20 protein-coding genes, 4 pseudogenes and 4 riboswitches are annotated in these 23,552 nt (G+C 71.9%); of the genes and pseudogenes, 14 read left to right on the top strand and 10 right to left on the bottom strand.

The genetic code is table 11. From position 1 onward, the window contains the following. A pseudogene (locus A8711_RS17315) lies at nucleotides 1-265 on the top strand (N-acetylmuramoyl-L-alanine amidase); the annotation flags it as partial. A gap of 224 nt (nucleotides 266-489) precedes the next feature. On the opposite strand, the pseudogene A8711_RS31530 reads toward A8711_RS17315, so the two are convergent. Next, nucleotides 490-729, bottom strand: a pseudogene (locus A8711_RS31530) (MFS transporter); the annotation flags it as partial. Between the two features lie 588 nt (nucleotides 730-1,317). Then, a riboswitch (cobalamin riboswitch) is annotated at nucleotides 1,318-1,502 on the top strand. A gap of 41 nt (nucleotides 1,503-1,543) precedes the next feature. On the opposite strand from A8711_RS31530, the gene A8711_RS17305 reads away from it, so the two are divergent. The 6 genes and pseudogenes from A8711_RS17305 (at nucleotide 1,544) to A8711_RS17285 (ending at nucleotide 6,002) form a co-directional block, all read left to right on the top strand. Beyond that, complete coding sequence (locus tag A8711_RS17305; RefSeq protein WP_069088814.1) at nucleotides 1,544-2,527, top strand: ABC transporter substrate-binding protein; 984 nt, start codon at nucleotides 1,544-1,546, stop codon at nucleotides 2,525-2,527. 26 nt (nucleotides 2,528-2,553) lie between these two features. Next, nucleotides 2,554-3,591: an iron ABC transporter permease gene (locus A8711_RS17300; protein WP_073827192.1), complete on the top strand. Its 1,038-nt coding sequence runs from the start codon at nucleotides 2,554-2,556 to the stop codon at nucleotides 3,589-3,591. Continuing rightward, nucleotides 3,591-4,349, top strand: coding sequence for an ABC transporter ATP-binding protein (locus A8711_RS17295; RefSeq protein WP_030275086.1), 759 nt, complete (start codon nucleotides 3,591-3,593; stop codon nucleotides 4,347-4,349). Before A8711_RS17300 ends, A8711_RS17295 begins: the two co-directional genes overlap by 1 nt. A 233-nt stretch (nucleotides 4,350-4,582) precedes the next feature. Continuing rightward, the gene (locus A8711_RS32870) at nucleotides 4,583-4,990 is read left to right on the top strand and encodes a hypothetical protein (protein WP_069088813.1); all 408 of its coding nucleotides are present in this window, start codon (nucleotides 4,583-4,585) and stop codon (nucleotides 4,988-4,990) included. Next, nucleotides 4,948-5,142, top strand: a pseudogene (locus tag A8711_RS32865) (cobyric acid synthase CobQ); the annotation flags it as partial. The gene A8711_RS32870 and the pseudogene A8711_RS32865, both read left to right, overlap by 43 nt. 131 nt (nucleotides 5,143-5,273) lie before the next feature. Next, nucleotides 5,274-6,002, top strand: coding sequence for a cobalt-precorrin-6A reductase (locus A8711_RS17285; protein WP_013476131.1), 729 nt, complete (start codon nucleotides 5,274-5,276; stop codon nucleotides 6,000-6,002). 22 nt (nucleotides 6,003-6,024) lie between these two features. On the opposite strand, the gene A8711_RS17280 is transcribed toward A8711_RS17285, so the two are convergent. The 6 genes from A8711_RS17280 to A8711_RS17255 form a co-directional block, all read right to left on the bottom strand. Next, complete coding sequence (locus A8711_RS17280) at nucleotides 6,025-6,807, bottom strand: CbtA family protein (RefSeq protein ID WP_069088812.1); 783 nt, start codon at nucleotides 6,805-6,807, stop codon at nucleotides 6,025-6,027. Nucleotides 6,808-6,918: 111 nt separating this feature from the next. Next, a complete protein-coding gene (locus tag A8711_RS17275) occupies nucleotides 6,919-7,128 on the bottom strand; it encodes a CbtB-domain containing protein (RefSeq protein WP_013476133.1) in 210 nt (69 codons plus the stop codon). Further along, nucleotides 7,127-7,267: riboswitch (adenosylcobalamin (AdoCbl) riboswitch) on the bottom strand. (Overlaps the previous gene by 2 nt.) Then, entirely contained in the window at nucleotides 7,267-8,289 is a 1,023-nt protein-coding gene (gene cobA / locus A8711_RS17270) for a uroporphyrinogen-III C-methyltransferase (protein ID WP_069088811.1), read from the bottom strand. Its footprint overlaps the riboswitch before it by 1 nt. Nucleotides 8,290-8,302: 13 nt before the next feature. After that, nucleotides 8,303-9,664 (bottom strand): cobyrinate a,c-diamide synthase, encoded by a 1,362-nt coding sequence (locus A8711_RS17265; protein WP_069088810.1) that lies wholly within the window; start codon nucleotides 9,662-9,664, stop codon nucleotides 8,303-8,305. Next, nucleotides 9,658-10,272: a cob(I)yrinic acid a,c-diamide adenosyltransferase gene (cobO, locus tag A8711_RS17260; protein WP_069088809.1), complete on the bottom strand. Its 615-nt coding sequence runs from the start codon at nucleotides 10,270-10,272 to the stop codon at nucleotides 9,658-9,660. The genes A8711_RS17265 and cobO overlap by 7 nt, the downstream gene beginning before the upstream one ends. After that, the gene (locus tag A8711_RS17255) at nucleotides 10,272-12,254 is read right to left on the bottom strand and encodes a magnesium chelatase subunit D family protein (RefSeq protein WP_013476137.1); all 1,983 of its coding nucleotides are present in this window, start codon (nucleotides 12,252-12,254) and stop codon (nucleotides 10,272-10,274) included. Before A8711_RS17255 ends, cobO begins: the two co-directional genes overlap by 1 nt. A 46-nt stretch (nucleotides 12,255-12,300) precedes the next feature. Further along, nucleotides 12,301-12,445, bottom strand: a riboswitch (cobalamin riboswitch). Nucleotides 12,446-12,499: 54 nt separating this feature from the next. On the opposite strand from A8711_RS17255, the gene A8711_RS17250 reads away from it, so the two are divergent. Together A8711_RS17250 and A8711_RS17245 are read left to right on the top strand one after the other, a co-directional pair. After that, on the top strand, nucleotides 12,500-13,708 hold the full coding sequence (locus tag A8711_RS17250; RefSeq protein ID WP_064448784.1) for a bifunctional cobalt-precorrin-7 (C(5))-methyltransferase/cobalt-precorrin-6B (C(15))-methyltransferase: 1,209 nt from the start codon (nucleotides 12,500-12,502) through the stop codon (nucleotides 13,706-13,708). Next, nucleotides 13,705-14,460: a cobalt-precorrin-4/precorrin-4 C(11)-methyltransferase gene (locus tag A8711_RS17245; RefSeq protein ID WP_013476139.1), complete on the top strand. Its 756-nt coding sequence runs from the start codon at nucleotides 13,705-13,707 to the stop codon at nucleotides 14,458-14,460. The genes A8711_RS17250 and A8711_RS17245 overlap by 4 nt, the downstream gene beginning before the upstream one ends. Here the strand turns inward: A8711_RS17245 and A8711_RS17240 are convergent, their stop codons facing one another. The 3 genes from A8711_RS17240 to A8711_RS17230 are packed head-to-tail and all read right to left on the bottom strand — an operon-like array spanning nucleotide 14,461 to nucleotide 17,500. Beyond that, nucleotides 14,461-15,963, bottom strand: a complete 1,503-nt coding sequence (locus A8711_RS17240; protein WP_013476140.1) for a precorrin-2 C(20)-methyltransferase — start codon at nucleotides 15,961-15,963, stop codon at nucleotides 14,461-14,463. It lies immediately after the preceding gene. After that, complete coding sequence (locus tag A8711_RS17235; RefSeq protein ID WP_013476141.1) at nucleotides 15,960-16,625, bottom strand: precorrin-8X methylmutase; 666 nt, start codon at nucleotides 16,623-16,625, stop codon at nucleotides 15,960-15,962. The genes A8711_RS17240 and A8711_RS17235 overlap by 4 nt, the downstream gene beginning before the upstream one ends. Further along, on the bottom strand, nucleotides 16,622-17,500 hold the full coding sequence (locus tag A8711_RS17230) for a sulfite reductase subunit beta (protein WP_043325467.1): 879 nt from the start codon (nucleotides 17,498-17,500) through the stop codon (nucleotides 16,622-16,624). Before A8711_RS17230 ends, A8711_RS17235 begins: the two co-directional genes overlap by 4 nt. Nucleotides 17,501-17,545: 45 nt before the next feature. Further along, nucleotides 17,546-17,727, top strand: a riboswitch (cobalamin riboswitch). Nucleotides 17,728-17,816: 89 nt separating this feature from the next. Between A8711_RS17230 and A8711_RS17225 the strand changes: the two genes are divergently transcribed. The 5 genes and pseudogenes from A8711_RS17225 to A8711_RS17210 all read left to right on the top strand — a co-directional run bounded on the left by A8711_RS17225 (nucleotide 17,817) and on the right by A8711_RS17210 (nucleotide 23,511). Then, nucleotides 17,817-18,461, top strand: a complete 645-nt coding sequence (locus tag A8711_RS17225) for a ferredoxin (RefSeq protein WP_013476143.1) — start codon at nucleotides 17,817-17,819, stop codon at nucleotides 18,459-18,461. Further along, the gene (gene cobN, locus A8711_RS17220) at nucleotides 18,458-22,057 is read left to right on the top strand and encodes a cobaltochelatase subunit CobN (RefSeq protein WP_069088808.1); all 3,600 of its coding nucleotides are present in this window, start codon (nucleotides 18,458-18,460) and stop codon (nucleotides 22,055-22,057) included. Before A8711_RS17225 ends, cobN begins: the two co-directional genes overlap by 4 nt. Further along, nucleotides 22,054-22,833, top strand: a complete 780-nt coding sequence (gene cobF, locus A8711_RS17215) for a precorrin-6A synthase (deacetylating) (protein ID WP_030275065.1) — start codon at nucleotides 22,054-22,056, stop codon at nucleotides 22,831-22,833. The genes cobN and cobF overlap by 4 nt, the downstream gene beginning before the upstream one ends. A gap of 250 nt (nucleotides 22,834-23,083) precedes the next feature. After that, a pseudogene (locus A8711_RS31515) lies at nucleotides 23,084-23,245 on the top strand (Fe-Mn family superoxide dismutase); the annotation flags it as partial. 5 nt (nucleotides 23,246-23,250) lie between these two features. Next, a complete protein-coding gene (locus A8711_RS17210; protein WP_030275063.1) occupies nucleotides 23,251-23,511 on the top strand; it encodes a hypothetical protein in 261 nt (86 codons plus the stop codon). Nucleotides 23,512-23,552 lie beyond the last annotated feature (41 nt).

Genomic DNA, 23,552 nt, shown 5'->3' with positions numbered 1-23,552 from the left:
CTGCAACACCGACGCCGACGTCTACGCCGCCACCTCCACCGGCACCACCTTCGCCGGAACCACGATCAAGTGGCACGACTTCTTCTGCCTAACCGGCGAGTTCCCCTACCTCGCCGACACCAACGGCGACGGCAAAGACGACCTCATCGTCTTCACCAAAAGCACCACAAACGACATCTACGTCGCACTCTCCACCGGCACCACCTTCGCCCCCAGCACCAAATGGCACGACTACTTCGGCCTCACCAGCGAAACCACACTCTGAGCCCGACGGCGAGCGACGCCGGCCCGGATCGGGACCGGCGTCGCTCGCCGTCCACCTACCGCTCCACCACGTTGCGCGAGCTGGAGGCAGGCCTGACCGACGGGCTGGCCTTCGCTGCCGCGCTCACGTTGCTGGTCGTGGCGGGCTGTCGCGGTGCGGCTGCGGCAGCGGCGTCACCTGCGCCTGGCCACCTGACCGGCGGGGACGTGGGCGGAACCCGGGGAGACGATCGCGGTCAGGCCGGCGGTGGACAGCGTCGCCCCGCCCAGGTCGAGGCGTCCACCGGCCGGGTCCCGCGATTCCGGGACCAGTAGCCGGCCGGCGAGCAGGCAGATCACCACGATCGGGACGTTCACCAGGAAGATTGCACCCCAGGGCAGGTGAGCCAGGACGAGTCCGCCGATTGGTGGCCCGGCGGCGAAGCCCAGCGCACTGGTCGCCGCCCAGATGCCGATCGCCGGGGACCAGCAACAACATCTTCCCGCTCGTCCCCGGCGTGGACGGCGTGGTACGCGACGAGAAGGGCAACGTCCGCTGCGTGGTCCTGCACGATACGCCCCTTGGAACCTTCGCCGAACGCACCCTGATCGACCCTCGCGCAGCGTGGTTCTACCCGACGGCGTGGACCCGGTGCGGATCGCCACCGCCATGAACCCGGGCGATGTCATCCTGGATCGCGCTGACGCGCCGCATCAACTTCACCGCGGGCCAGCGCGTCCTTGTCCTCGGCGCCGTCGGCAACGCAGGTCGGATGGCGATCCAGATCGCGAAGTACCGTGCTCGCTCGTCGAGCTCTTCGACGTCTGCATCGCCGGCCTCATGCCCACGACCGAGGAGCCGGTCGCCGGCGGACGTGGCCTCGCACCTGCGCTCACGTATTGCTGCTCAGCCTCAGCCACGGCGCTCACTGTCGATCACGTGCCCTCGCCCAGCCACCGCGCACGAGAAAGGAGCCGGATGGGTTGCGGGCCGACAGCCACGCCGAGGCCGGTCCGGCGCGTCGGATTTCCCACAGCGGGTGCCCGGACCGGATCCGCGGCGAGCGCGGGCCGTTATGGTGGGGACGCCGTGGTGTTCGGGAAGCCGGTGTGATGCCGGCGCGGCCCTCGCCACTGTGATCGGGAGACCGTCGGCCCTCGTCGTTTCGCGAGGTCACTGGGCAGAGATGCCTGGGAAGGCCGGCCGGCGGTTGCTTGTCCCGTCAGCCAGGAGACCGGCCACGGCACGTTCGTCCCCGTCCACGAGGTGTTGGAAGGCGGTCCCGCTGTGCGGTTCCCCATGCCCTGGCGCGTTGCCGCGCCGTTGTTGCTGTCCACTGTGCTGCTCACCGGCTGCGGCGCCGATGCCAAGCCTGCTGCCGCACCACCGGCGGTGTCCGCTGGACCGGTCGCGGTGACCAACTGCGGCACCCCGGTGACCATCGCGGCGCCACCGATGCGGGTCGTCACCATGAACCAGGCCGCCACGGAGATCATGCTGGCCCTGGGCCTGCAAGATCGGATGATCGGCACGGCCTACCTCGACGACGCGATCCTGCCCGCCTACGCGGACGCCTACGCGAAGATCCCGGTGCTGGCCAAGGAGTACCCGACCAAGGAGAAGCTGCTCGAGGCTGAACCCGATTTCGTGTACGCGTCGTACAACAGCGCGTTCGGTGACGAGGGGGTCGGTGACCGCGCCGACTGGCAGAAACTCGGCGTCGGCACCTACATCTCCCCTGCCGGGTGCCCGGCGCAGACCCGGCAGGCGAAGCTCGCCATCGGCGACGTGTTCACCGAGATCCGCGAGCTCGCGGCGATCTTCGGGGTGAGCGACCGCGGCGAGAAGCTGATCGCCGACCACGAGGGCCGCATCGCCACGGCCGCAGGCACCGCCCGCAACGTGAAGGTCATGTGGTGGGACGGCGGCAGCGACGCCCCGAGCGTCGGCGCCTGCTGCGGCGCCCCCAACATGATCATGTCGGCGGCCGGGGTCACCAACGCCTTCGCCGACCTCACCGGCAGCTGGGGCGACACAAGCTGGGAGACCGTCACCGACCGCAACCCCGAGGTCATCGTGCTCGTCGACGCGAGCTGGGATCCCGCCGCGCAGAAGAAGACCTTCCTCGCCGGGCACCGCACCCTCAAGGACCTGCCCGCGGTCAAACAGCAGTGGTACGTGGTGATCCCGTTCTCGTCAACCACGGCCGGTGTCCGCAACGTCCTCGGCGTCGAAGCCCTCGCCCAGGGCATCGCCGCGCTGCCGTCCGGGGTCCCGAGCTGACCGCCGTCACCACCCGGCCCGCCCCGGTGCGCACCCACCGCCCGGTGCGGGCGGTCGGCCTGGCCGCGCTCGTGCTGGCTCTGGTCGCCGGTCTGGTGCTGTCGGTGGCCGTCGCGGTCACCATCGGCCCGGCCGACCTGACTGTCGGGACGGTGTGGACGGTCGTCGCCGGCCACCTGGGACTCGCGAACTCGGACGTGCCGCTGCTGCGCGACCACATCGTCTGGGACCTACGTTTGCCCCGGGTTCTCGGCGCCGCCACGGTGGGGGCGGGCCTGGCCGCGGCCGGTGCGGTCATGCAGACCGTCACCCGCAATCCCCTGGCGGACCCGTACCTGCTCGGGGTCTCCTCAGGGGCGTCGCTGGGCGCGGTCCTGGTGGTCGTGGCCGGCATCGGTAGTGGCGTAGCCGCGCTGACCGGCGGCGCCTTCCTCGGCGCCCTTGTCGCGTTCCTGCTGGTCGTGGGCCTGGCCGGGAGGTTCGGGGCATTGTCGCCGACGCGCGTGGTGCTGACCGGGGTCGCGGTGGGACAACTGTGCGCGGCACTGACCTCTTTCGTGATCATCTGGGTGGCCGACCCGCACGCCACGCAGAGCATCACGTTCTGGCTGTCCGGGTCAATGGCCCGCGCCGACTGGACGGCCCTGGGCTGGGCGGTACCGGTGCTGGTCGTGGTGCTGGCGGTGGTCGGCTGGCACGCCCGTACCCTCAACGCCTTCGCCTTCGGTGAGGAGGCCGCCGCGAGCCTCGGCGTCGAGGTGAACCGGCTGCGGTGGCTGCTGCTGGTCGGCACCGCCCTGCTGACCGCCGTGCTGGTCGCGGTCAGCGGCGCGATCGGGTTCGCCGGGCTGATCCTCCCGCACGCCGCCCGCCTGATCACCGGACCGGACCACCGGCGGCTGCTACCGGTCGCCGTGCTCGCCGGCGCCATCTTCCTGACCTGGGTCGACACCGCCGCCCGCACCGTCTTCGAACCGCGTGAGCTGCCGGTCGGGGTGCTGACGGCACTGGTCGGGGTGCCGGCGTTCTTCCTGATCCTGCGCCGCCGGGAGGTACGCGGCTGATGCTTCAGATCTCCGACGTCTCGTGGGCGGTGCCCGCCGCCCGCATCCTCGACCACGTCACCGGCACCGTCCCGGCGGGCAGCCTGGTCGGGCTGCTCGGCCCGAACGGCTCCGGCAAGACCACCCTGCTGCGGGCCGTCGCCGCCCTGGTGCGCCCGGATACCGGCAACATCACACTCGCAGGCGACGACGTGACTCGGCTGCGGCGCCTTGCCCTGGCCCGGCGCATCGCGTTGCTGGCCCAGCACGCCGAGACCGACCTCGACCTGACCGTCCGCGACGTGGTCCTGCTCGGCCGCATCCCGCACCGCCGGACCCGCTGGTCCGACACCGGCAGCGACCATGCCGCCGCGGTCGAGGCACTGGGCCGGGTCGACCTGGCCGGGTTCGCCGACCGTAAGTGGCAGACCCTGTCCGGTGGGGAACGCCAGCGCGTCCAGCTCGCCCGCGCGCTGGCCCAGGAGCCGGAACTGCTGCTGCTCGACGAACCCACCAACCACCTCGACATCGGCCACCAGCTTCAGCTGCTGCACCTGGTCCGCCGATCGCAGGTCACCGCCCTCGCCGCGCTGCACGACCTCAACCTGGCCGTCATGTTCTGCGACACCGTCGTCGTGCTGCACCACGGCCGGGTCGTCGCCGCGGGACCACCCGCACGGGTGCTCACCCCGGCGCTGCTCGCCGACGTGTACGGCGTCGACGCAGACGTGCGGGTTCACGACGGGCGGACCGTCATTGAGTTCCGGCCGCCGTCATGACCCGGCACGTGCTGCCGGTGCCCGGTCGGTCACCCACCACGCTGGCCACGACACGATCCACCAGCTCGCCGAGCAGATGGCCGCGCGTCTGGGCGTATTCGTGCACAGGTGTTTCCTCGACGGCGCGAAACCGTTTGCTGCACGCGGCGCTCGACGCGGCCACCGGTTCACTGGTCGGACGTGACCCGGCGGTTCGACGCGCCCCGCGCCGGCAACCCGATCATCCTGGCACGATGACCGAGGCCGGCGCTGGGCCGGCGTTCCTCGCGGCGCAGCAGGCGGCGGGAGTCATTGCGGCCAGACACCGCGGTGCCTTCGCCGGCGCCGAGGAACTGCTGGGCGCCATCGGCGACGAGACCGTGCGCACCCGGGTTTCATGCTGCTCGCCGAACTCGCCCTTGGCCCTGGTCCAGTCACAGACAGGGCAGAGCATGGACGAACTCGTCCATGAGGTCACGTTGCTGATGGCCGAAGTGGTGGGCAGCGTCGGACACCAGCCCGGGCTGGACCTCGCCCACGCCGAGCCCGGCGGTCCGGCGGATGGACAGCAGGCGATACTGGGGCGGTGGAAGGACAGGCTCGCCGAACCGGGCGGCTCATGGTGGCGGGCACGACGTCGGACGCGGGCAAGAGCCGGGTGACGACCGCGTTGTGCCGGGCGTTCGCACGGCGCGGTGTTCGGGTCGCTCCGTTCAAGGCACGGAACATGGCGAACAATTCGATGGCGTGTGCGGGTGGGGCGGAGATCGGCCATGCTCAGTGGGTGCAGGCGCTGGCGGCGGGCGCAGAGCCGGCCCGGCAGGCCCGGCTGGATCTGCTCGCCGACCTGGCGGAGAAACACCTGGAGGTCGACGCGCTGCTGAACCTAGCCGAGCGGGGCGCTCCCGCGGCGCCGGTGATCGGACCCTACGCGTGAGGATTCTCGTGCTCGGTGGGACGGGCGAGGCCCGCGCGCTGGCGGCCTCGCTCGTCGACGACGGTGCCGTGGTCGTGACCTCACTGGCGGGGCGGGTCGCGCGTCCCCGGCTGCCGGTGGGGCAGGTCCGCGTCGGTGGCTTCGGCGGGATCGCAGGACTGGCCGCGTACCTGGCGGAGACCCGGGTGCGTGCCGTGGTCGACGCGACGCACCCGTTCGCGGAGAAGATCAGCGCCAACGCGGCGGCGGCGTGCCCGGCCGCCGGGGTTCCCCTGCTCCGTTTGGAACGGCCCGGCTGGGCCGCTCGCCCCGAGGCGTCGGCCTGGTACTGGGCCGGTGACCACAGTGAAGCTGCCCGGGTGGCGGCCGGTCTGGGCGACCGGCCGTTCCTCACCGTCGGACGGCAGTCGCTGGCGCACTTCGTCGAACCGTTGCGCCGGCACGCGTGCCTGGTTCGCGTGGTGGACGAGCCCGACATCGTCCTGCCGGTGTCGTGGAAGCTGCTGCGCAGCCGCGGTCCCTACACCCTCGCGCACGAGCGGGAGGTGATGGCGGGCACGGACGTTCTAGTTACCAAGGACTCCGGCGGTGACCACACGGTCGCGAAGCTGGAGGTCGCCGCCGAGCGGGCGATGCCGGTCGTGATCGTGCGCCGCGCCGGGCCGCCGGCCGGAGTGCCGCTGGTCCGTGACGTGGACGCCGCCCTGGCGTGGGTGCGGGCGTTGCCCGCACCCTGACGCGAGGTTCAGCCGGGAAGGTTCAGAGCGTGGCCGCCAGCTCCTGGCGGCGCAGCCGCTCGGCGGCACGGTCCGCGTCGCGTCCGACCAGACCGGTCAGCACTGCACCCAGGACCGCCCAAGTCGCGGCCAGGGTCGTGATCGACGAGATGCGGAAGTACCAGAGTGTGTCGGCCGGGAAGCCGCCGACCTCGTTGACCGTCGGCAGCAGAGCCCCGGCGACCACGACGACCACGAGATAGGCGCCGGCACCGGCCAGCACCGCCGAGTATGCGCCCAGCTGGGGCAGCAGACGCCGGGCCAGGACCACGGCGCCGATCGCGGCGGCCAGGCTCAGTGCCCAGAACCCGAAGTACAGCGCGGTCCGCTCGTTGATCGTGTCACCGGAGCCGACCGCCGGTGGTGTGGCGGGGTACTTGAGGAACGGCACGAGGGCGGTGGCGACGAAACCGACGGCGGCGACCACCGCGGTGCTGGCCCGTGCGGACAGGGAGCCCAGACGCCCGGCGGCGAAGGCGGCAGCGAGCGCGGTCGCTCCACCGAGGACGACGCCTACCAGGATGGTGCCCAGTGCCAGGCCCCCGGTGGACTGGGTGCCACGCGAGACTTCGGCCTCCTCCTCATCGTGGCTGTGAGACTGCTCGGCGGTGGCATTGTCGTGCGGGTGCTCGGCGGCACCGGCTTCCTCCAGGGCGATGGCTGCATCGACCTGGGGTTCGGCGACGACGTAGGAGACGAGGAAGGCCGCGAAACCGGCGATGAGCCCGGCCAACAGCCCGTGAACGAGAAAAGTGCGAGGGGTCATCAAGGGTCCGTTCGGGAGCCGGCCGCGGGCAGCACGAAACGCCCGCAGCGCCGGTGACGAGGAAAGACGAAAACTCCGGCCGGGCCGGGCGGACTGCCGCGTGGCGTGGTGTCAGTGGCAGGGGAAGCCCAGCACGTGCCGTGCGTCGTGCGTCAGCTCGTGGATGAAGGTGCCCTCGAAGACGGAGAAAGCTCCCTGCTCGGCGCCCACGAAATACAGGACGACGGCGGTGACCAGCGCGAAGAACAGCGCCCAGGGGGCGAGCGCGCGAACGGGAATGGTGGGAAGAACGGCCGGAATGGCCGTGGTCGCCTGAGGCATGACACTCCTTGGGATGCTGCGTCCCGTCGATGGGTGGTCGACCTGGCTGGAGGGTCTGGCTTCGCCGCGAGCGGCGTCACAGTAGCGCGACTGCGCCGGATTCACACCGGCTTCCTTCAGCAGGGTGGCACGACCATATCAGGTATCGGAGCAACGCGACGCTGTCGCGACTGCCTGCACGGCGGCCGGTCCGAGGGCGACGACGTGGCCGATCACCGTTACGGCGGGCGCGCCGATGCCGGCCTCGGCGGTGTCGGCGACGACGTCGGCGAGGGTACTGCGCAGCACCCGCTGGCCGGCCGAGGCGGCGTCCGCGACGACGGCGCATGGTGTGTTCCGGTCGAGACCGGCGGCGACGAGCGCGTCGGCGATGGCCGCGAGGTTGCGCATGCCCATCAGCACCACGAGGGTGGTGCCGGTGCGGGCGAGGGCGGCGTAGTCGATCGACGAGTCGGGATGGCCGGGCGGTACGTGGCCGGAGATGACGGTGAAGCCTTGCACGAGTCCGCGGTGGGTGACCGGGATGCCGGCCAGCTCCGGGGCCGCGATGCTGGAGGTCACGCCGGGTATCACGGTGGTGGGGACGCCGGCTTCGGCGCACGCGGTGACTTCCTCGAAGCCGCGGCCGAAGACGTACGAGTCGCCGCCCTTGAACCGCACAACGTGCCGTCCGGCGCGGGCGTGCTCGACAAGCAGCGCGTTGATCTGTTCCTGGCTCGTGCTCCGCCCGTACGGGATCTTGGTGACGTCGATGATCTCGGCATCCGGGCGCGCCCACTTCAGGGCCTCCCACGGGGCGAGCCGGTCGGTGAGGATCACGTCGGCCTGCTTGACGGCCGCGCGTCCGGCGACGGTGACCAGCCCTGGATCGCCCGGGCCGGCGCCGACCAGCGTGACGTGTCCGGCCGTTCGGACCGCTGCCGGCGCCCCGGCCTCCGAGGGTGCGACGGTACGCAGCACGACGTCGAACCGGCTCTCGTCGACCGGGGTGGTGACCCAGGTCAGGCGCCCGCGGAGGGCGAGGTCCTCCAGCGCGGCGCACACGGCCGGCGCGGCGACGGTGACCAGGGCGCGCCTGTGCAGCAGCGCACTGACCGTGACGGCGGCGGGTGCGCTCCCGTCGAGGACGAGCACGCTACGGCCGGTGAGGTTCAGCTGCATGTGACGGTGATTCCTAACGTGCTGAGGAGACAGCCGTCCGGTGTACGGCCTCGGTGAACGACTGGGCCAGATGCGGTTGCCCAGCCCAATGCACGTGCAGATAGGACGCGCTGAGGCTGGGGGAGGCGAATCCGGCATTGCGGCCCTCGATGCGCCAGGCGGGGTGCTCGCCGTGACCGGGTGTGACGGTGGTGCGGTGGAATTCGTGGCCGGTGGCAGCGGTTCCCCGCTCGCCGAGCAGCTGGTCCGAGCCGAGTGCGGCACGGTGGTACGCGAGGGTGAGGCGCGGCGTCATGACGGCTTCGGCGTCGAGCGCCCCGACCATGGGATGGCCGTCGACGGAGCGGCACAGATACAGCAGGCCGGCGCACTCGGCGACGGTGGGGACGCCGTCGAGGACGGCCTGGCGCAGTTCGTGGCGCAGCGTCGTGTTGGCGCTCAGCGTGGACGCGTGTACCTCGGGGAACCCCCCACCGAGGTACAACCCGCGTGTCCCGGCGGGAAGCCGCTGGTCGCGGGCCGGGTCGAACGGAACGACGGTGCAGCCCGCCGCCTGCAGCAGCTCGGTCGTCTCGGCGTACCGGAAGGTGAAGGCACGCCCGGCCGCGACCGCAACCACCGGTGATCCGGCGCCCAGCCGCCGGACGTGCGCGGCGGGATCCCATGGCTGGGCGTCCAGATCGGGTGCGGTGCGTGCCACCTGCAGCACCGCATCGAGGTCCACGTGGCGGGCGATCTGCTCGGCCAGCACGTCCAGGGCGGCGGCGGCCTCCTCACGTTCGGCTGCCGGCACGAGCCCGAGGTGGCGCGACGGGGCGCTGACACCCTGGTCGCGGTGCAGGATCCCGAGCACCGGTACGCCGGTGGATTCCACCGCCCGGGCCGCCTCGGCGGCGTGGCGGGCGGACCCGGCTTTGTTGAGCACGACACCCGCGACGGTGACGCCGGCCTCGAACGTGCCCATTCCGTGCACGACGGCCCCTACGCTGCGCGAGGTGTGCGAGACGTCCACGACCAGCAGGATCGGGGTGGCGGTCAGGGCCGCGAGGTGCGCGGTAGAGGCGAAACCGTCGCCGCCGATGCGGCCGTCGAACAGGCCCATGACCCCTTCGACGATGGCGATGTCCGCGTCGCGTGCGCCGTGCAGCAGCAGCGGGATCACGAGTGAGGGGTCGGTCAGGTGCGGGTCGAGGTTGCGGCCGGGGCGTCCGGTGGCCAGCGCGTGGTAGCCGGGGTCGATGTAGTCGGGCCCCACCTTGTGCCCCGACACGGTGTGCCCGCGCGCGGCCAGCGCGGCCATGAGCCCGGTCGCGACCGTGGTCTTGCCGTGGCCGGAGGCCGGCGCCGCGACGATCAGCCGCGGAAGGCTCACCATTCGATGCCTCGTTGGCCCTTCTGGCCGACGTCCATCGGGTGCTTGACGTGCTGCATCTCGGTCACCAGATCGGCTGCCTCGATCAGCCGGTGGTCGGCCCGGCGCCCGGTGACGATCACGTGCTGACGGCCGGGACGGTGGACCAGTGTCTCCACGACGTCGCCGACGTCGACCCAGCCCCACTGCATCGGATAGGTGAACTCGTCCAGGATGTAGAGCTGGTGCCGTTCCGCCTGGATACGGCGCTTCACCTCCGCCCAGCCCTCGGCGGCGTCCGCGGCGTGGTCCGCCTCGGTGCCGCTCTTACGGCTCCAGGACCATCCGGAGCCCATTTTGTGCCACTCGACTGGCCCGCCTTCGCCGGTCTGCTCGTGCAGCAGCCCGAGCCTCTCCAGGACGGTCTGCTCCCCGATGCGCCACTTGGCCGACTTCACGAACTGGAACACCCCGATGTCCCAGCCCTGGTTCCAAGCGCGCATCGCGATACCGAAGGCGGCGGTCGACTTGCCCTTGCCGTTTCCGGTGTGGACCATCAGCAGCGGCCGGTTGCGCCGCTGGCGGGTGGTGCTGCCGTCGTCCGGGACGGTGAGCGGCTTACCCTGCGGCATCAGGCCACCCCCGCCCGCGGAGCGGTCGCCGTGCGAACGACCCCGGTGAGCCCGTCGGCGGTCACTTCACCGAGCGGCACGTGCTCGGCCCTCAGATGAGTGGCAAGCCGGGCGGCGAGGCCGAGCCGGAATCGTCCGGTCTCGCAGTCCACGACGACGACCTGGACACCGCTGGTGGCGAGCGCGGCGGCGGCGCGGTGGGCACGACCCAGCGGGTCCGGGCCGGAGGTGGCGCGGCCGTCGGTCACCACGACGAGCAGGGGCCGGCGGGACGGGTCGCGCAGCGCCTCCCGGCGCAGCACCTCCCCACTGCGTTCCAGGCCCTCCGCGAGCGGGGTCCGGCCACCGGCCGGTAGGTCGGCCAGGCGGCGGGAGGCGACGTCGACCGAGCCGGTCGGTGGCAGGACGACCTCGGCGGTGTGCCGGCGGAACGTCACCAGTGCGACCTTGTCCCGGCGGCGGTAGGCGTCCAGCAGCAGCGACAGCACAGCGGTCTTGACCTGCTCCATGCGGCGGCGGGCCGCCATCGAACCGGACGCGTCCACGCACAGCAGCACGAGGTTCGACTCGCGCCCGACGGTCTCGGCCCGGCGCAGGTCGCCGGGCACGAGCGCGAGGCCGCGACCGCCGGTCAAGCCACCCCGGGAATGCTGATGCGGCGCCGCCGCGGTGATGGTGCCCGGCAGGTGCAGCCGGCCGTCGCCGGACGTGCGCCGCCGCTGCCCGGCGACACGGCCCTGCGGTGTTCGTGCCCGGGACCGCCGGCCGGCCTGACCGTCGCCGGTTCCTTTCACGACCAGCAAGCGGGCACGTGCGGGCTCGCCCGCGGATGCCATCGATGTGGCGGCCTGCCGTTCGGGCTCCGGTACGGGCGGGCTCTCGCCGGGAGAGCCGGGCACGTCCCCGGCCGATCCGTCGTGCCCGGTGTCGTCGGGCAGACCGCCGCCGGGACCGTCGGGTCCGGGGTCGGGGTCGTTGTGGCCGAGTAGGTCGTCCAGGCGGTCCTGGTCCAGGCCGGGCTCGTCGAAGGGGTTGCGGCGGCGGCGGTGCGGCAGCGCGAGACGGGCGGCGATGCGGATGTCCTCGAGTGTCACTCGCGTACGTCCCCGCCAGGCCGCGTGCGCCGCGGCGGCGCGAGCGGTGACGAGGTCCGCACGCAGGCCGTCCACGTCGAACGCGGCGCACAGCTCGGCGATCCTGGTCAGCGTCTCGTCGTCGAGCACGACACCGGCCAGCGAGCGCCGGGCGGCGGCCAGCCGGGTGCGCAGGGCTTCCTGCTCGCCGGCCCAGCGTGTGGCGAAGCCCTCCGGGTCGGCGTCGAATGCGAGCCGGCGGCGGACCGCCTGCACCCGCAGGACGGGGTCACGCGGGGCGGCGACCTCGACCGTCAGGCCGAACCGGTCGAGCAGCTGCGGGCGCAGTTCGCCCTCCTCCGGGTTCATCGTGCCGATCAACACGAACCGGGAGGCATGCTCGACCGAGACACCGTCGCGTTCGACGCTGACCCGGCCGGTCGCCGCGGCGTCGAGCAGCAGGTCGACCAGGTGGTCCGGCAGCAGGTTGACCTCGTCGACGTACAGCAGGCCACGATGGGCCCGGGCCAGCAGGCCAGGCTCGAACGCGACGACGCCGTCTCGCAGCGCGGCATCGAGCTTCAGCGATCCGGTCACCCGGTCGTCGCCGGCTCCGACGGGTAGTTCGACGAGGCGTACCGGCCGTTCGACGACGGGCGTGGGCACGTCGAACGGCCCGTCGGGGCAGACCGCCGAGGGATCGTCCGGGTCGATGGAGAACCGGTCGCCCGCATAGACCCGTACCGCCGGGAGCACCTCGGCGAGGCCGCGCACGGTAGTGGTCTTGGCAGTGCCCTTCTCCCCGCGGATCAGGACACCGCCGATGAGCGGATCGATCGCGACCAGGGTGAGGGCGAGAGTCATGTCGTCGGCGCCGACGACGGCACAAAAGGGGTACTGCGCTGGCATGTAGGGCTCCCGCTCGATCTGCCATGGCGGTCCACGACGCGGCATGCGCCGTGGATCGGATCGAGGCCGGTCTTCGGACTTCCCAGGTCAATGCCTGGATCACCGCAGCGGGCCCTGTGCCGGATTCTCACCGGCTTCCCAGATTCTCCCCGCGACCACGGTCGTGGGGCACCTCGAACCTGTGCATCACCATAGACGCCCCGGTGGCCGGGGCAAGGGCCGGTGGGCGGCTAGGGTGCATCTCCATGGAGGAGCGGGTGACCGTGGTGGGGATCGGGGCTGACGGGTGGGTGGGTCTGCCGGAGCCGTCCCGGGCGCTGGTGCGGGCGGCCGCGACGCTGCTCGGCGGGCGGCGGCACCTCGAGGCGGTGCCGCCCGTCGACGGCCAGCAGCGCGTGGCGTGGCCGTCGCCGCTGCGGGACAATCTGCCAGGTGTGCTCGCCTCCGCGCGAGGGCCGGTTGTCGTGCTGGCCTCCGGCGACCCGCTCGTGTCGGGTATCGGCACGACGCTGCTGGACGTCCTGGGCCCGGAGCGCGTGACGATCGTGCCCGGGGTCTCCTCGGTAGCCCTCGCCCGAGCACGTCTCGGATGGCCGGCCGAGTCCGTCACCACGGTCAGCCTGGTCGGCCGGGACCTACGGCTGATCGTGCCTGCGCTCTCGGCCGGGCGCCGGCTGCTCGTGCTGTCCAGCGACGAGACGACACCCGCGGCCGTGGCCGCGGTGCTGACCGGGCTCGGTTGGGGGCAGTCCAGGCTGGTCGTGCTCGGTGACCTCGGTGCCGCCGGTGAGTCGTGTACCGCGACCACCGCGGCCGGGTGGGACCTGAACGACGTGCCGCGGTTGAACGTTCTCGCTGTCGAAGCTCGCGGTGCCGGTCCGGGCTGGGCCTCGGGCGGCGTGTTGCCCGACGACGCGTTCGAGCACGGCGGGCAGATCACCAAACGTGACCTGCGGGCCAGTGCCCTGGCCCGGCTCGCGCCCGCGCCCGGTCAGCTGCTGTGGGACGTCGGCGCCGGCAGCGGCTCGATCGGTGTGGAGTGGATGCGGGCCTGGCCGACGGCACGGACGATCGCGGTGGAGCCCCGCTCCGACCGGGCCGCGCTGGTGCACCGCAACGCCGCTGCCCTCGGCGTGCCGGGTCTGTGTCTGGTCGAGGGTTCGGCGCCCGGGGCCCTGTCCGGCCTGGACCGTCCCGACGCGGTGTTCGTCGGCGGCGGGGCCACCGTCCCCGGCGTGCTGGACACCTGCTGGGATGCGCTCGGCGCCGGTGGACGGCTCGTCGTGCACGGTGTCACCGCCGAGACCGAGGCGGTGCTGCTGAAGCAGCACAGCCGGCGCGGCGGTGAACTCGTCCGCCTGCACGTCGAACGCGCCGAACCGCTCGGCGGCTTCACCGGCTGGACGCCCGCACGGGCAGTCAGCCAGTGGTCCATCGTCAAGGGAGATTCATGACCGTCCATTTCGTCGGGGCCGGGCCCGGCGCCGCCGACCTGCTCACCCTCCGCGCGGTACGCCTGCTCGAGTCCGCCGACGTGTGCCTGTACCCGGGCACGTACCTCGACGCCGAGGTGCTGGAGCACTGCCGTGACGACGCCCGGCTGATCGACACCCAGCACCTCGACCTGGACCAGATCACCACGCACCTGGTCCAGGCACACGCCGACGGGTCCGAGGTCGTACGGCTGTGCTCCGGTGACCCGTCGCTGTACTCGGCGGTGCACGAGCAGGCACGCCGGCTCGACGCCGCCCGGGTCCCGTGGGACGTCACGCCCGGCGTGCCGGCCTATGCGGCTGCTGCCGCCGCCGTCGGCGCCGAGCTGACCGTCCCGGAGCTGGCCCAGTCGGTCGTGCTCACCCGCGCGCAGGCCCGGTCCACGGTCATGCCGTCGGGAGAGAAGCTCGCCGCGTTCGCCGCGACCGGCGCGACGCTCGCCCTGCACCTGGCGGTCACGCGTACCCGCGAGCTGGCCGCCGAACTGGCCGGCTACTACGGCCACGACTGCCCCATAGTCGTGGTGCACCGGGTGTCGCAGCCGCAGGAGCTCATCCTGCGCGGCACGCTGGCCGACATCGGCGGCCGGGTCGAGCAGGCCGGTCTGCGACAGGCAGCGGTCATCCTGGTCGGCCCGGCGCTGGCCGGGGACGTCCGTGGCGGCGAGTCGTTCCTCTACTCGGCCGGTCGCGAGCGCCGCGTGCGCGGCTGATCAGGGCACGAAGCGCGGGCTCCAGACACGTCCGGCCGCGGTGACTCGCGTCGCCGAGGCGCCGATGATCAACAGGCATTTCATGTCGATGCTGCCGGGGTCCAGTTCGCCGAGCGAGGTGACGGTGAGACTCTCCCCGGCCCGGCCGATGTCGCGGCCCACGACCACGACCGTCCGGGGGGACTTGTGCTCCAGCAGCACGGCCCGGGCCTGCGCGACCTGTTCGGTGCGTGAGCGTGAGCGCGGGTTGTAGAGGGCCAGCACCAAATCCGCCTCGGCGACAGCGCGCAGCCGCTTGACCACGACCTCCCACGGCTTGAGCCGGTCCGACAGGCTCATCACCGCGAAATCGGCCCCGATCGGCGCGCCCGCGCGCGCCGCGACCGCCTGGACGGCGGAGATCCCGGGTACGACACGGATGGCGACGCCGGCGTAGCGGGGGTCCTCCGCGGCCTCGAACACCGCCGACGCCATGCCGAAGACGCCCGCGTCACCGCCGGAGACGACCGCGACGCGCTCACCGGCGAGCGCCAGTTCGAGCGCCTGCCGGGCCCGCTCGAGCTCGACCGTGTTGCCGGAGGCGTGGCGGACGAGTCCGGGGCGCTGCGCGACGCGCTGGACGTACGGGCCGTAGCCGACGACGTGGCCGGCCTCGGCGAGCACCTGCGACGCCTCGGGGGAGAGCCACCGATCGGGACCGGGGCCGAGGCCCACGACGACGACCTCGGCACCGGGATAAGGTTCGGTGACCCTGGTGGCCGGGAGGTCGTAACGGGCCACTCCGGGCCGGGTGTCGCCGGGGACCAGCACGATCGAGAAGTACGGCACCGTGGCGGGGTCCACGTCGGCGACAGGCAGTACCCGCTCGGCGGTCATCGACGCCCGTTCGACGTACCAGGAGCCCTCGACGCGCCCGGCCTGCTCGAGCGCCGAGCGGACCTTGGTGAACGTCCGGCCCAGCTTCATGATCACCGCCCCGTCGGTGTCGGCGAGACGCCGGGCCAGCTCGGGCTCGGGCAACGTTCCCGGCAGCACGGTCAGCACGTCGGTCTGCCGGACCAGCGGCAGGGCGGTGGTGGCGGTGGCGGCGGCGAAGGCGGGCACACCGGCGACGACCTGCGTGTCGAACTCGCCGGCGAGCCGGTCGTGCAGGTACATGAACGAGCCGTAGAGCATCGGGTCGCCCTCGGCCAGCACGACCACGTCGCGGCCCGCACGAAGGTGGGCCCGCAGCCGCTCGGCGGCTTCGGCGTAGAAGTCGGCCATCGCCCCGGCGTACCCGCCCGGGTGCTCGGTGCTCTGGGTCGTCACCGGATAGACCAGCGCCTCCTCGATCACGTCGTCCGGGAACAGCCCGGCAGCGATGCGGCGCGCGTTGGACTGTTTGCCGACACCCTGGTGGTAGGCGATGACCTGGGCCGCGCCGATCAGCCGGGCGGCTTTGAGCGTGATCAGTTCGGGATCACCCGGGCCGACCCCGACGCCGGACAGCCGCCCGGTCACTCCGCCTCCCGGGCGAGGGCGTTGAGCGCGGAGGCGGCCATCGCCGAGCCGCCCCGGCGCCCGGTCACCACGAGATAGGGCACGTCGAGGCCGGGGGCGTCGGTGGCGAGGTCGATGAGCGCCTGCTTGGACTCGGCGGCGCCGATGAATCCCACCGGCGTACCGATGATCGCAGCTGGTCGTGGCGCGCCGTCGCGCAGCATCTCCAGCAGGTGGAACAGGGCCGTGGGGGCGTTGCCGAAGGCGACGACCGCGCCGGCGAGGTGGTCGGTCCACAGCGACACCGCCGCCGCCGACCGGGTCGTTGCCCACCGGTGGGCAAGCGCCGGGACCTCGGGTTCGTGCAGAAAGCAGCGGACCTCGTTGTCACGGGGCAGGCGGGCGCGGGTAACGCCGGCGGCGACCATGTGCGCGTCGGTCAGGATCGGCGCCCCCGCCTCCAGCGCCCCGCGGGCGGCGGCCACCAGGCCGGGGTGGATCACCAGGTTGCGGGTGAGGTCGGTCTGGCCGCATGCGTGGATCATCCGCACCGCGACCTTCTCGGCGTCGGCCGGCACACCCGAAAGATCGGCCTCGGCACGGATGGTGGCGAACGAGGCGTCGTAGATCGCCGCGCCGTCGGTGACGTAGTCGTAGCGGCGTGCCGGTGTGGTGAGACTCATGCGTTCTCCAGATCGGGGACGAGCAGGGTGCGGTACGGGGTGACGACGATCTCGCCGGCGCCGAGCGCGCGGATCTCCTCCAGCAGGGGAGCGTCCACTCGGCCGCCGGAAGCCGCGAGGTGCGCGGTGACGCGGCCGTCATCCTGAACGATCCTGCCCAGCGCGGGTGGAGGTGTGCTCACCCGGGTCCGCTCGGCACGGTCGAGTACGGTGCCCAGCAGCGCGGCGCCGGCGCCGGGCAGCTCGTCGACGTGCCAGGGTGAGTCAGGCCGGTCACCCGCGAGCCCGGCGAAGCGTACGGCGAGCCCGGTCAGCGCCGCGGCGGCCTCGTCCAGCCGGATGACTGGCCCCCACGCCGAGGTTCCGGCGCGTAGCTGCGCGGTGTCCGAGTCGAGCGCCACCAACCCCAGGTCCAAGTCACGGCTGACCAGATCACCGCGGCCGTCGTCAAGCACGAACAGGAACCGTCCGGTCAGCGCGGTGAGCCGGGGCTCGGCGCGCAGCCGTGCGTCGAGTCCGGCGACGACCGGGTGTAGATCGGCCCGGCCGCCACTGCGTCCGGTCAGCGGTGAGGCGAGGATGTTGCGGACCAGCTCGTGCGACGTGGACGGTACGAGCCCGGTCGCGATGACGTCGGCGACGACGGTCTCGGGCAGCCGCCCATCGTCGTGCTCGAGACCGCGCACCTGCAGGTTGGCGCGGCTGGTCAGGTGGACCGCGCCGTCGCCGTGCGCACGGGCCACCTCCACGAGTGCGCACAGCGCCGCAGTCGGCACGATCCCGCCGGGGACGCGCACCCGCACGAGCGCGCCGTCGTCGGCGATCCATGGGCGCAGCAGGCCGGGACACAGGTCGCGGCGGGTCCTCTCGGTCACGGCGACATGGTGCCAGAGCCCGTCCCCGGCGACACCGGCTGTCGGTGCTACCGTCGTGATGCCAGTCAAACTCAGCCATGAGCCAGGGAACCCGGTGCGAATCCGGGACTGACGCGCAGCGGTGAGGGTGACGGGCGGGGCACGACGCCACTGGACCCACGGTCTGGGAAGGCGCCCCGTCCGGTTGATCCCGAGTCCGAAGACCTGCTGGCCGCAGATCCGTCTGCGACACGTGCCCATCCAGGCCTCGCGCACAGGCCCCGGACGAAAGAAGACCCCGTGTCCCGATCGCACCGGATCACCGGCTCCTGACCCCGTGAGCGTCCTCGTTCACGTCGCGACCGCACTGACGGACGCCGCGTCGCCGGTGCTACGCGGGCAGGCCGAGGCAGCCGGCGCCCGACTGGCCTTCCTGCAAGCCGGCGAGCCGACGCTGACCCATGTGCTCGACCTGCTGCACGCCGAGGGCGCCCGGGAGGTTCGCCTGGAACCGGTGAGCACCGACGACCTGACTTTCGCCCGTTCGTGGGTGGGACGCGTGGCCGGCCACTGGCACCGTCAGCAGATCGACCCGCCGGTCATCCGGTTCGGCGAGCGCGCGATCACCGGGCACGAGGCGCCACTCACCTCACCGGCCTGGGACACCCTGCCGCCGTACCGCCATCATCTACTGCTGTGCCGCGGCCCGCGCTGCAGTGCCCGCGGCGCGGACGAGACCTATCGCGCGATCGTGGGCGCGCTCGTCGAGCAGCAGCTCACCGACGCCGACGTCCTCATGGCCCAGACCGGCTGCCTGTTCCCGTGCAACCACGGACCAGTCGCCGTCGTGCACCCCGACGGCACCTGGTACGGGCCGGTGCGACCCGGCGACGCGGCACGCCTCGTCGGCGAGCACCTACGCGCCGGCCGTCCGGTCGGCGACCTGCGCCTCGGCTCCCGTGTCACCGAAGGAGAAACATGACACGTATCGCCCTGCTGTCCACCTCGGACACCGACCTGCTCTCGGCGCGGGCCAGCAACGCGGACTGGTCCTGGGCCAACCCTGCCCGGCTCACCGGCGAGCGCCGCGACACCCTGACCACCGAGGCCGAAGTGGTCGTTCTGCGGGTGCTCGGCTCGCCCGAGGACGTACGCGACCTCGCCGCGCTGATCCGCGGCACCGGCCGTCCCCTGGTCGTGCTCGGTGGGGAACGGACGCCGAACGCCGCGTTGATGGGGCTGTCGACCGTCCCGATCGGCGTCTGCGCCGAGGCGCACCGCTACCTCGCCGAGGGCGGCGCGGAGAACCTGCGCCAACTGCACGCCTTCCTGTCCGACACCGTGCTGCTGACCGGCGAAGGCTTCGAACCGCCGGCCGTGCTGCCCGAGTGGGGAGTCAGCCGGCAGCCGGCCCCGGACGCCCGGCCCCGCGTCGRAGTCCTGTACTACCGGGCCCACGAGGTGAGCGGCAACAACGCGTTCGCCCACGAACTCGCCGATGCCATCGACACCACCGGCGTGGCCGCCGGCGTACCGATCTACGTCTCGTCACTGCGGGCGGCGCCCGAGGAGTTGTACGCCGAACTCGCCACCCTGGACGCGATCGTCGTCACGGTCCTGGCCGCCGGCGGCGCCCGGCCCGCCACCGCGAGCGCCGGCGGCGACGACGAGTCCTGGGACGTCGAACGGCTGCGCGCCCTCGACATCCCCGTGCTGCAGGCTCTGGCGCTCACGTCCGGCAGAGCCGAGTGGGAGGCGTCCGACGAAGGCGTCACCCCGCTCGACTCCGCGACCCAGATCGCCATCCCCGAGTTCGACGGCCGCCTCATCACCGTCCCGTTCTCATTCAAGGAGGTCGACGCCGACGGCCTGCCCCGCTACGTGACCGACCCTGAGCGATGCACCCGCGTCGCGGGCATCGCCGTCAACCACGCCCGACTGCGGTATGTCCCGCCCGCCGAGCGCAAGGTGGCCCTCGTCCTGTCGGCCTACCCGACCAAGCACAGCCGCATCGGCAACGCCGTCGGCCTCGATACGCCCGTGTCGGCGATCCGATTGCTGCGCGCGATGCGAGATGCCGGCTACGACCTCGGCGCACCCGGCGCAATTCCCGGGCTCGACCCGCTGCTCCCGGTCGAGGGAGAGGATGCCGACACGACGGCCGGCAACGCGCTCATCCACGCTTTGATCGCCGCCGGTGGGCAGGACGAGGAGTGGCTCACGCAGGCTCAGCTCAGCGAGTCGCACGTGCGTGTCAGCCGGGACGACTACCGGCGCTGGACTGCCGGATTGCCCGCCGCGCTGCGCGACGCCATGGCCGAGACCTGGGGCGAGGCTCCCGGCTCGCTTTTCGTCGACGACGACGGCGACATCGTGCTGGCCACCCTGCGCGCCGGTAACGTCGTCATCCTCATCCAGCCCCCGCGTGGCTTCGGCGAGAACCCGGTCGCGATCTACCACGACCCGGCCATGCCTCCGTCGCACCACTACCTGGCCGCGTACCGCTGGCTCGAACACGGCTTCGGCGCCGACGCGGTGGTGCACCTCGGCAAACACGGCTCGATGGAGTGGCTGCCGGGGAAGAACGCCGCGCTCTCAGCCGCCTGCGCCACGGACGCGGCAATCGGCAGCATGCCGTTGATCTATCCGTTCCTGGTCAACGATCCTGGCGAGGGTGCCCAAGCCAAGCGCCGCGCGCACGCCACCATCGTCGACCACCTGGTGCCGCCGATGGCACGCGCCGAAAGCTACGGCGACATCGCCAAGCTGGAGCAACTGCTCGACGAGCACGCCAACATCGCCGCGATGGACCCGGCAAAGCTGCCCGCGGTCCGCCAGCAGATCTGGACGCTGATGCAGTCCGCACAAATGCATCGCGACCTCGGCCTGGACGAACGGCCCGGCGACGAGGAGTTCGACGACTTCCTGCTGCACGTCGACGGCTGGCTGTGCGAGATCAAGGACGTACAGATCCGCGACGGATTGCACGTGCTCGGCCAGGCGCCGACCGGACAGGCACGCGTCAACCTGGTGCTCGCCGTGCTCCGCGCGACACAGGTCTGGGGCGGACAGAACCGGGCACTGCCCGGCCTGCGCGCCGCGCTGGGTCTTGCCGAGGACGCCCCGGCGGCCGACGTCGACGCCGTGGAAGCGCAGGCCCGTGCCCTGATCGAGGCGATGGAGAAGGCCAGCTGGCAGGCTGACGCGATCGACGCGCTGCACGACGACCCGGTGGTACGCGACGTCCTGCGCTTCGCCGCCGAGCAGGTCGTGCCGCGACTGGCCGCCACCACCGACGAACTGACCAACGTCCTGCACGCGCTCGACGGCGGTTTCGTCCCGGCCGGGCCCTCCGGCTCCCCGCTGCGCGGACTGGTCAACGTCCTGCCGACCGGCCGTAACTTCTACACCGTCGACCCGCGGGCCGTTCCGTCCCGTCTGGCCTGGGAAACGGGACAGGCGATGGCCGAGTCCCTCGTCGCCCGGCATTTCGCCGAAACCGGCGAGCATCCCCGATCGGTCGGCCTCTCCGTGTGGGGCACCTCCGCGATGCGCACCTCCGGCGATGACATCGCCGAGGTGCTGGCGCTGCTGGGCGTACGCCCCATCTGGGACACGGCCTCACGCCGGGTCAACGGCCTGGAGGTGATCGGCCTCGACGAACTCGGCCGGCCCCGCATCGACGTTACCGTGCGCATCTCGGGATTCTTCCGCGACGCCTTCCCGCACGTCATCGAACTCCTCGACGACGCCGTGCAGCTCGTCGCCGGGCTCGACGAACCCGATGAGCGCAACTACGTGCGGGCACACACCCGCCACGACCTCGCCGAGCACGGCGACCAGCGGCGGGCCACCACGCGGATCTTCGGTTCGAAGCCCGGATCGTACGGCGCCGGCATCCTCCAGGTCGTCGAGTCCGGCACCTGGCGCGACGACGCCGACCTGGCCGCCGTCTACACCGCCTGGGGCGGCTTCGCCTACGGCCGCGGCCTCGACGGCATCGCGGCAACCGACGACATGCGAACCAACTACCGGCGCATCGCCGTCGCCGCGAAGAACATCGACTCCCGCGAGCACGACATCGCCGACTCCGACGACTACTTCCAATACCACGGCGGCATGATCGCCACGGTCCGCGCGCTGACCGGCGCCGAACCCAGGGCGTACGTCGGTGACTCCACCACGCCCGACGCCGTACGCACCCGCAGCCTGCAGGAAGAGACCAACCGCGTCTTCCGCTCGCGGGTGGTCAACCCGCGCTGGATCGCGGCGATGCAGCGCCACGGCTACAAGGGAGCGTTCGAGCTCGCCGCCACCGTGGACTACCTCTACGGCTTCGACGCCACCGCCGGTGTCGTCCACGACTGGATGTACGAGTCACTGGCCCGCGAATACGTCCTCGACGAGACGAACCAGCAGTTCATGCGCCGCGCGAACCCCTGGGCACTGCGCGGCATCGTGGAACGGCTGAACGAGGCCGCCGACCGTGGACTGTGGGCCGAACCGGACGCCGAGGTCATGGCGGAGATGGCCCGCGTGTACCTCGAGGTCGAGGGAGACCTGGAGGATCAGGCGTGACACGGCGCCTCACCCTGGTCGGCCTCGGCCCGGGCGACCCCGAACTGGTCACGGCCCAGGCCGTCCGGGCACTCAACGAGGCCGACTACTTCCTCGTCGCCGACAAGACCGGACAGCACCCGGGCACGGCCGACCTCATCGCGATGCGCGAGGCGATCTGCGCCCGGCACGTCACCGGCGCCTGGCGGCTCGTGCACGTACCCGACCCGGAACGCGACCGTGCCGGCCCGGCCGACTACACCGGCGCGGTACGCGACTGGCACGAGGCACGGGCCGAGGCGTTCGAGCAGGCATTGCTGGACAACCCGGGAGACGCCGCAGTGCTCGTCTGGGGCGATCCGGCCCTGTACGACTCGGCGATCCGTGTGGCCGACCGCATCGCCGAACGCGCACGGGTCGACATCACCGTGGACGTCGTACCCGGCCTCAGCAGCATCCAACTGCTGGCGGCACACCACCGGCTCGTCCTCAACACAATCGGCGGCCCGATCACCATCACGACCGGCCGCCGCCTGCTCCACGACGCGGCGACACACGACAACCTCGTCGTCCTGCTCGACGGGGCATTGACCTGTCGCCAGCTCCCCGAACTGTCGGCCTGGCGGATCTGGTGGGGCGCGAACCTCGGCTCGTCCGACGAGCAACTGGTGGCCGGCAACCTTGACGAGGTCGCCGACCGAATCTGGTCCCGGCGGACGGCGGCGAAACAGAGCCGCGGCTGGGTCATGGACACGTATTTGTTGCGCCGGGCCGGCAGCCTCGAGCGGCGATCCTGAGAATCACATCCTTTGACCCACCGATGATCACCCAGCCGTGAACGCACTCCTGCGATCGTTGGCCGCAACCCGTTACTGTGCGTGCCGCTCTAACGCCTTGCGCCGAGCCTTCCTTCACTACAATCGCCGTTGTAGCGGCCGTGCTCCACGCGGAGTAAGTAGATCGCGTAGTGATCCGTTGATGATCGGATGTCGGCGACCGTTTCAGTACGGGCGCGTCTAATTGGTTGCGCCAGCCAACGTCGGGCAGGGCTCAACCCCGATCCTGGTGTTCGACGCCTGGGAGCACGCCTACTACCTGCAGTACCGCAACGTCCGCCCGGACTACGTGGACCGGCTGTGGAACCTGGTCAACTGGACCGACGTCATCTCCCGCTTCGACGCCGCCCGCGCCGCCACCCCGAAGATCTGATCGGGATGACCGGGTACACCCCCGAGGCGGCCGAGATCGTCCAACGCGCCGCCGGGGTCATCGCGGCCAAGCATCGCGGTGACCTCGCGGGCGCGGAGGAACTGATGTCGGCGTTCGGCTCCGAGCAGTCCCGCACCCTCGGCTTCTACCTCCTGGCCGATCTCGCTCTGGGCCTGGTCAAGGCGCAGAGCCGCCAGTCGATGGACGACCTGGTCCGGGAGCTGTCCTTACTCTTGGCCAACACCGTCCAGTCCCAACCGGCATGACGGTCCGCTGGGTTCCGCCCGGAGGCGGAACCCAGCGGGCA

Source organism: Micromonospora sp. II (assembly GCF_001709195.1).
Lineage (GTDB): Bacteria > Actinomycetota > Actinomycetes > Mycobacteriales > Micromonosporaceae > Micromonospora > Micromonospora chalcea.
The sequence above is the reverse complement of the archived record's forward strand: the minus strand, read 5'-3'. Positions and strand labels throughout refer to the sequence as shown.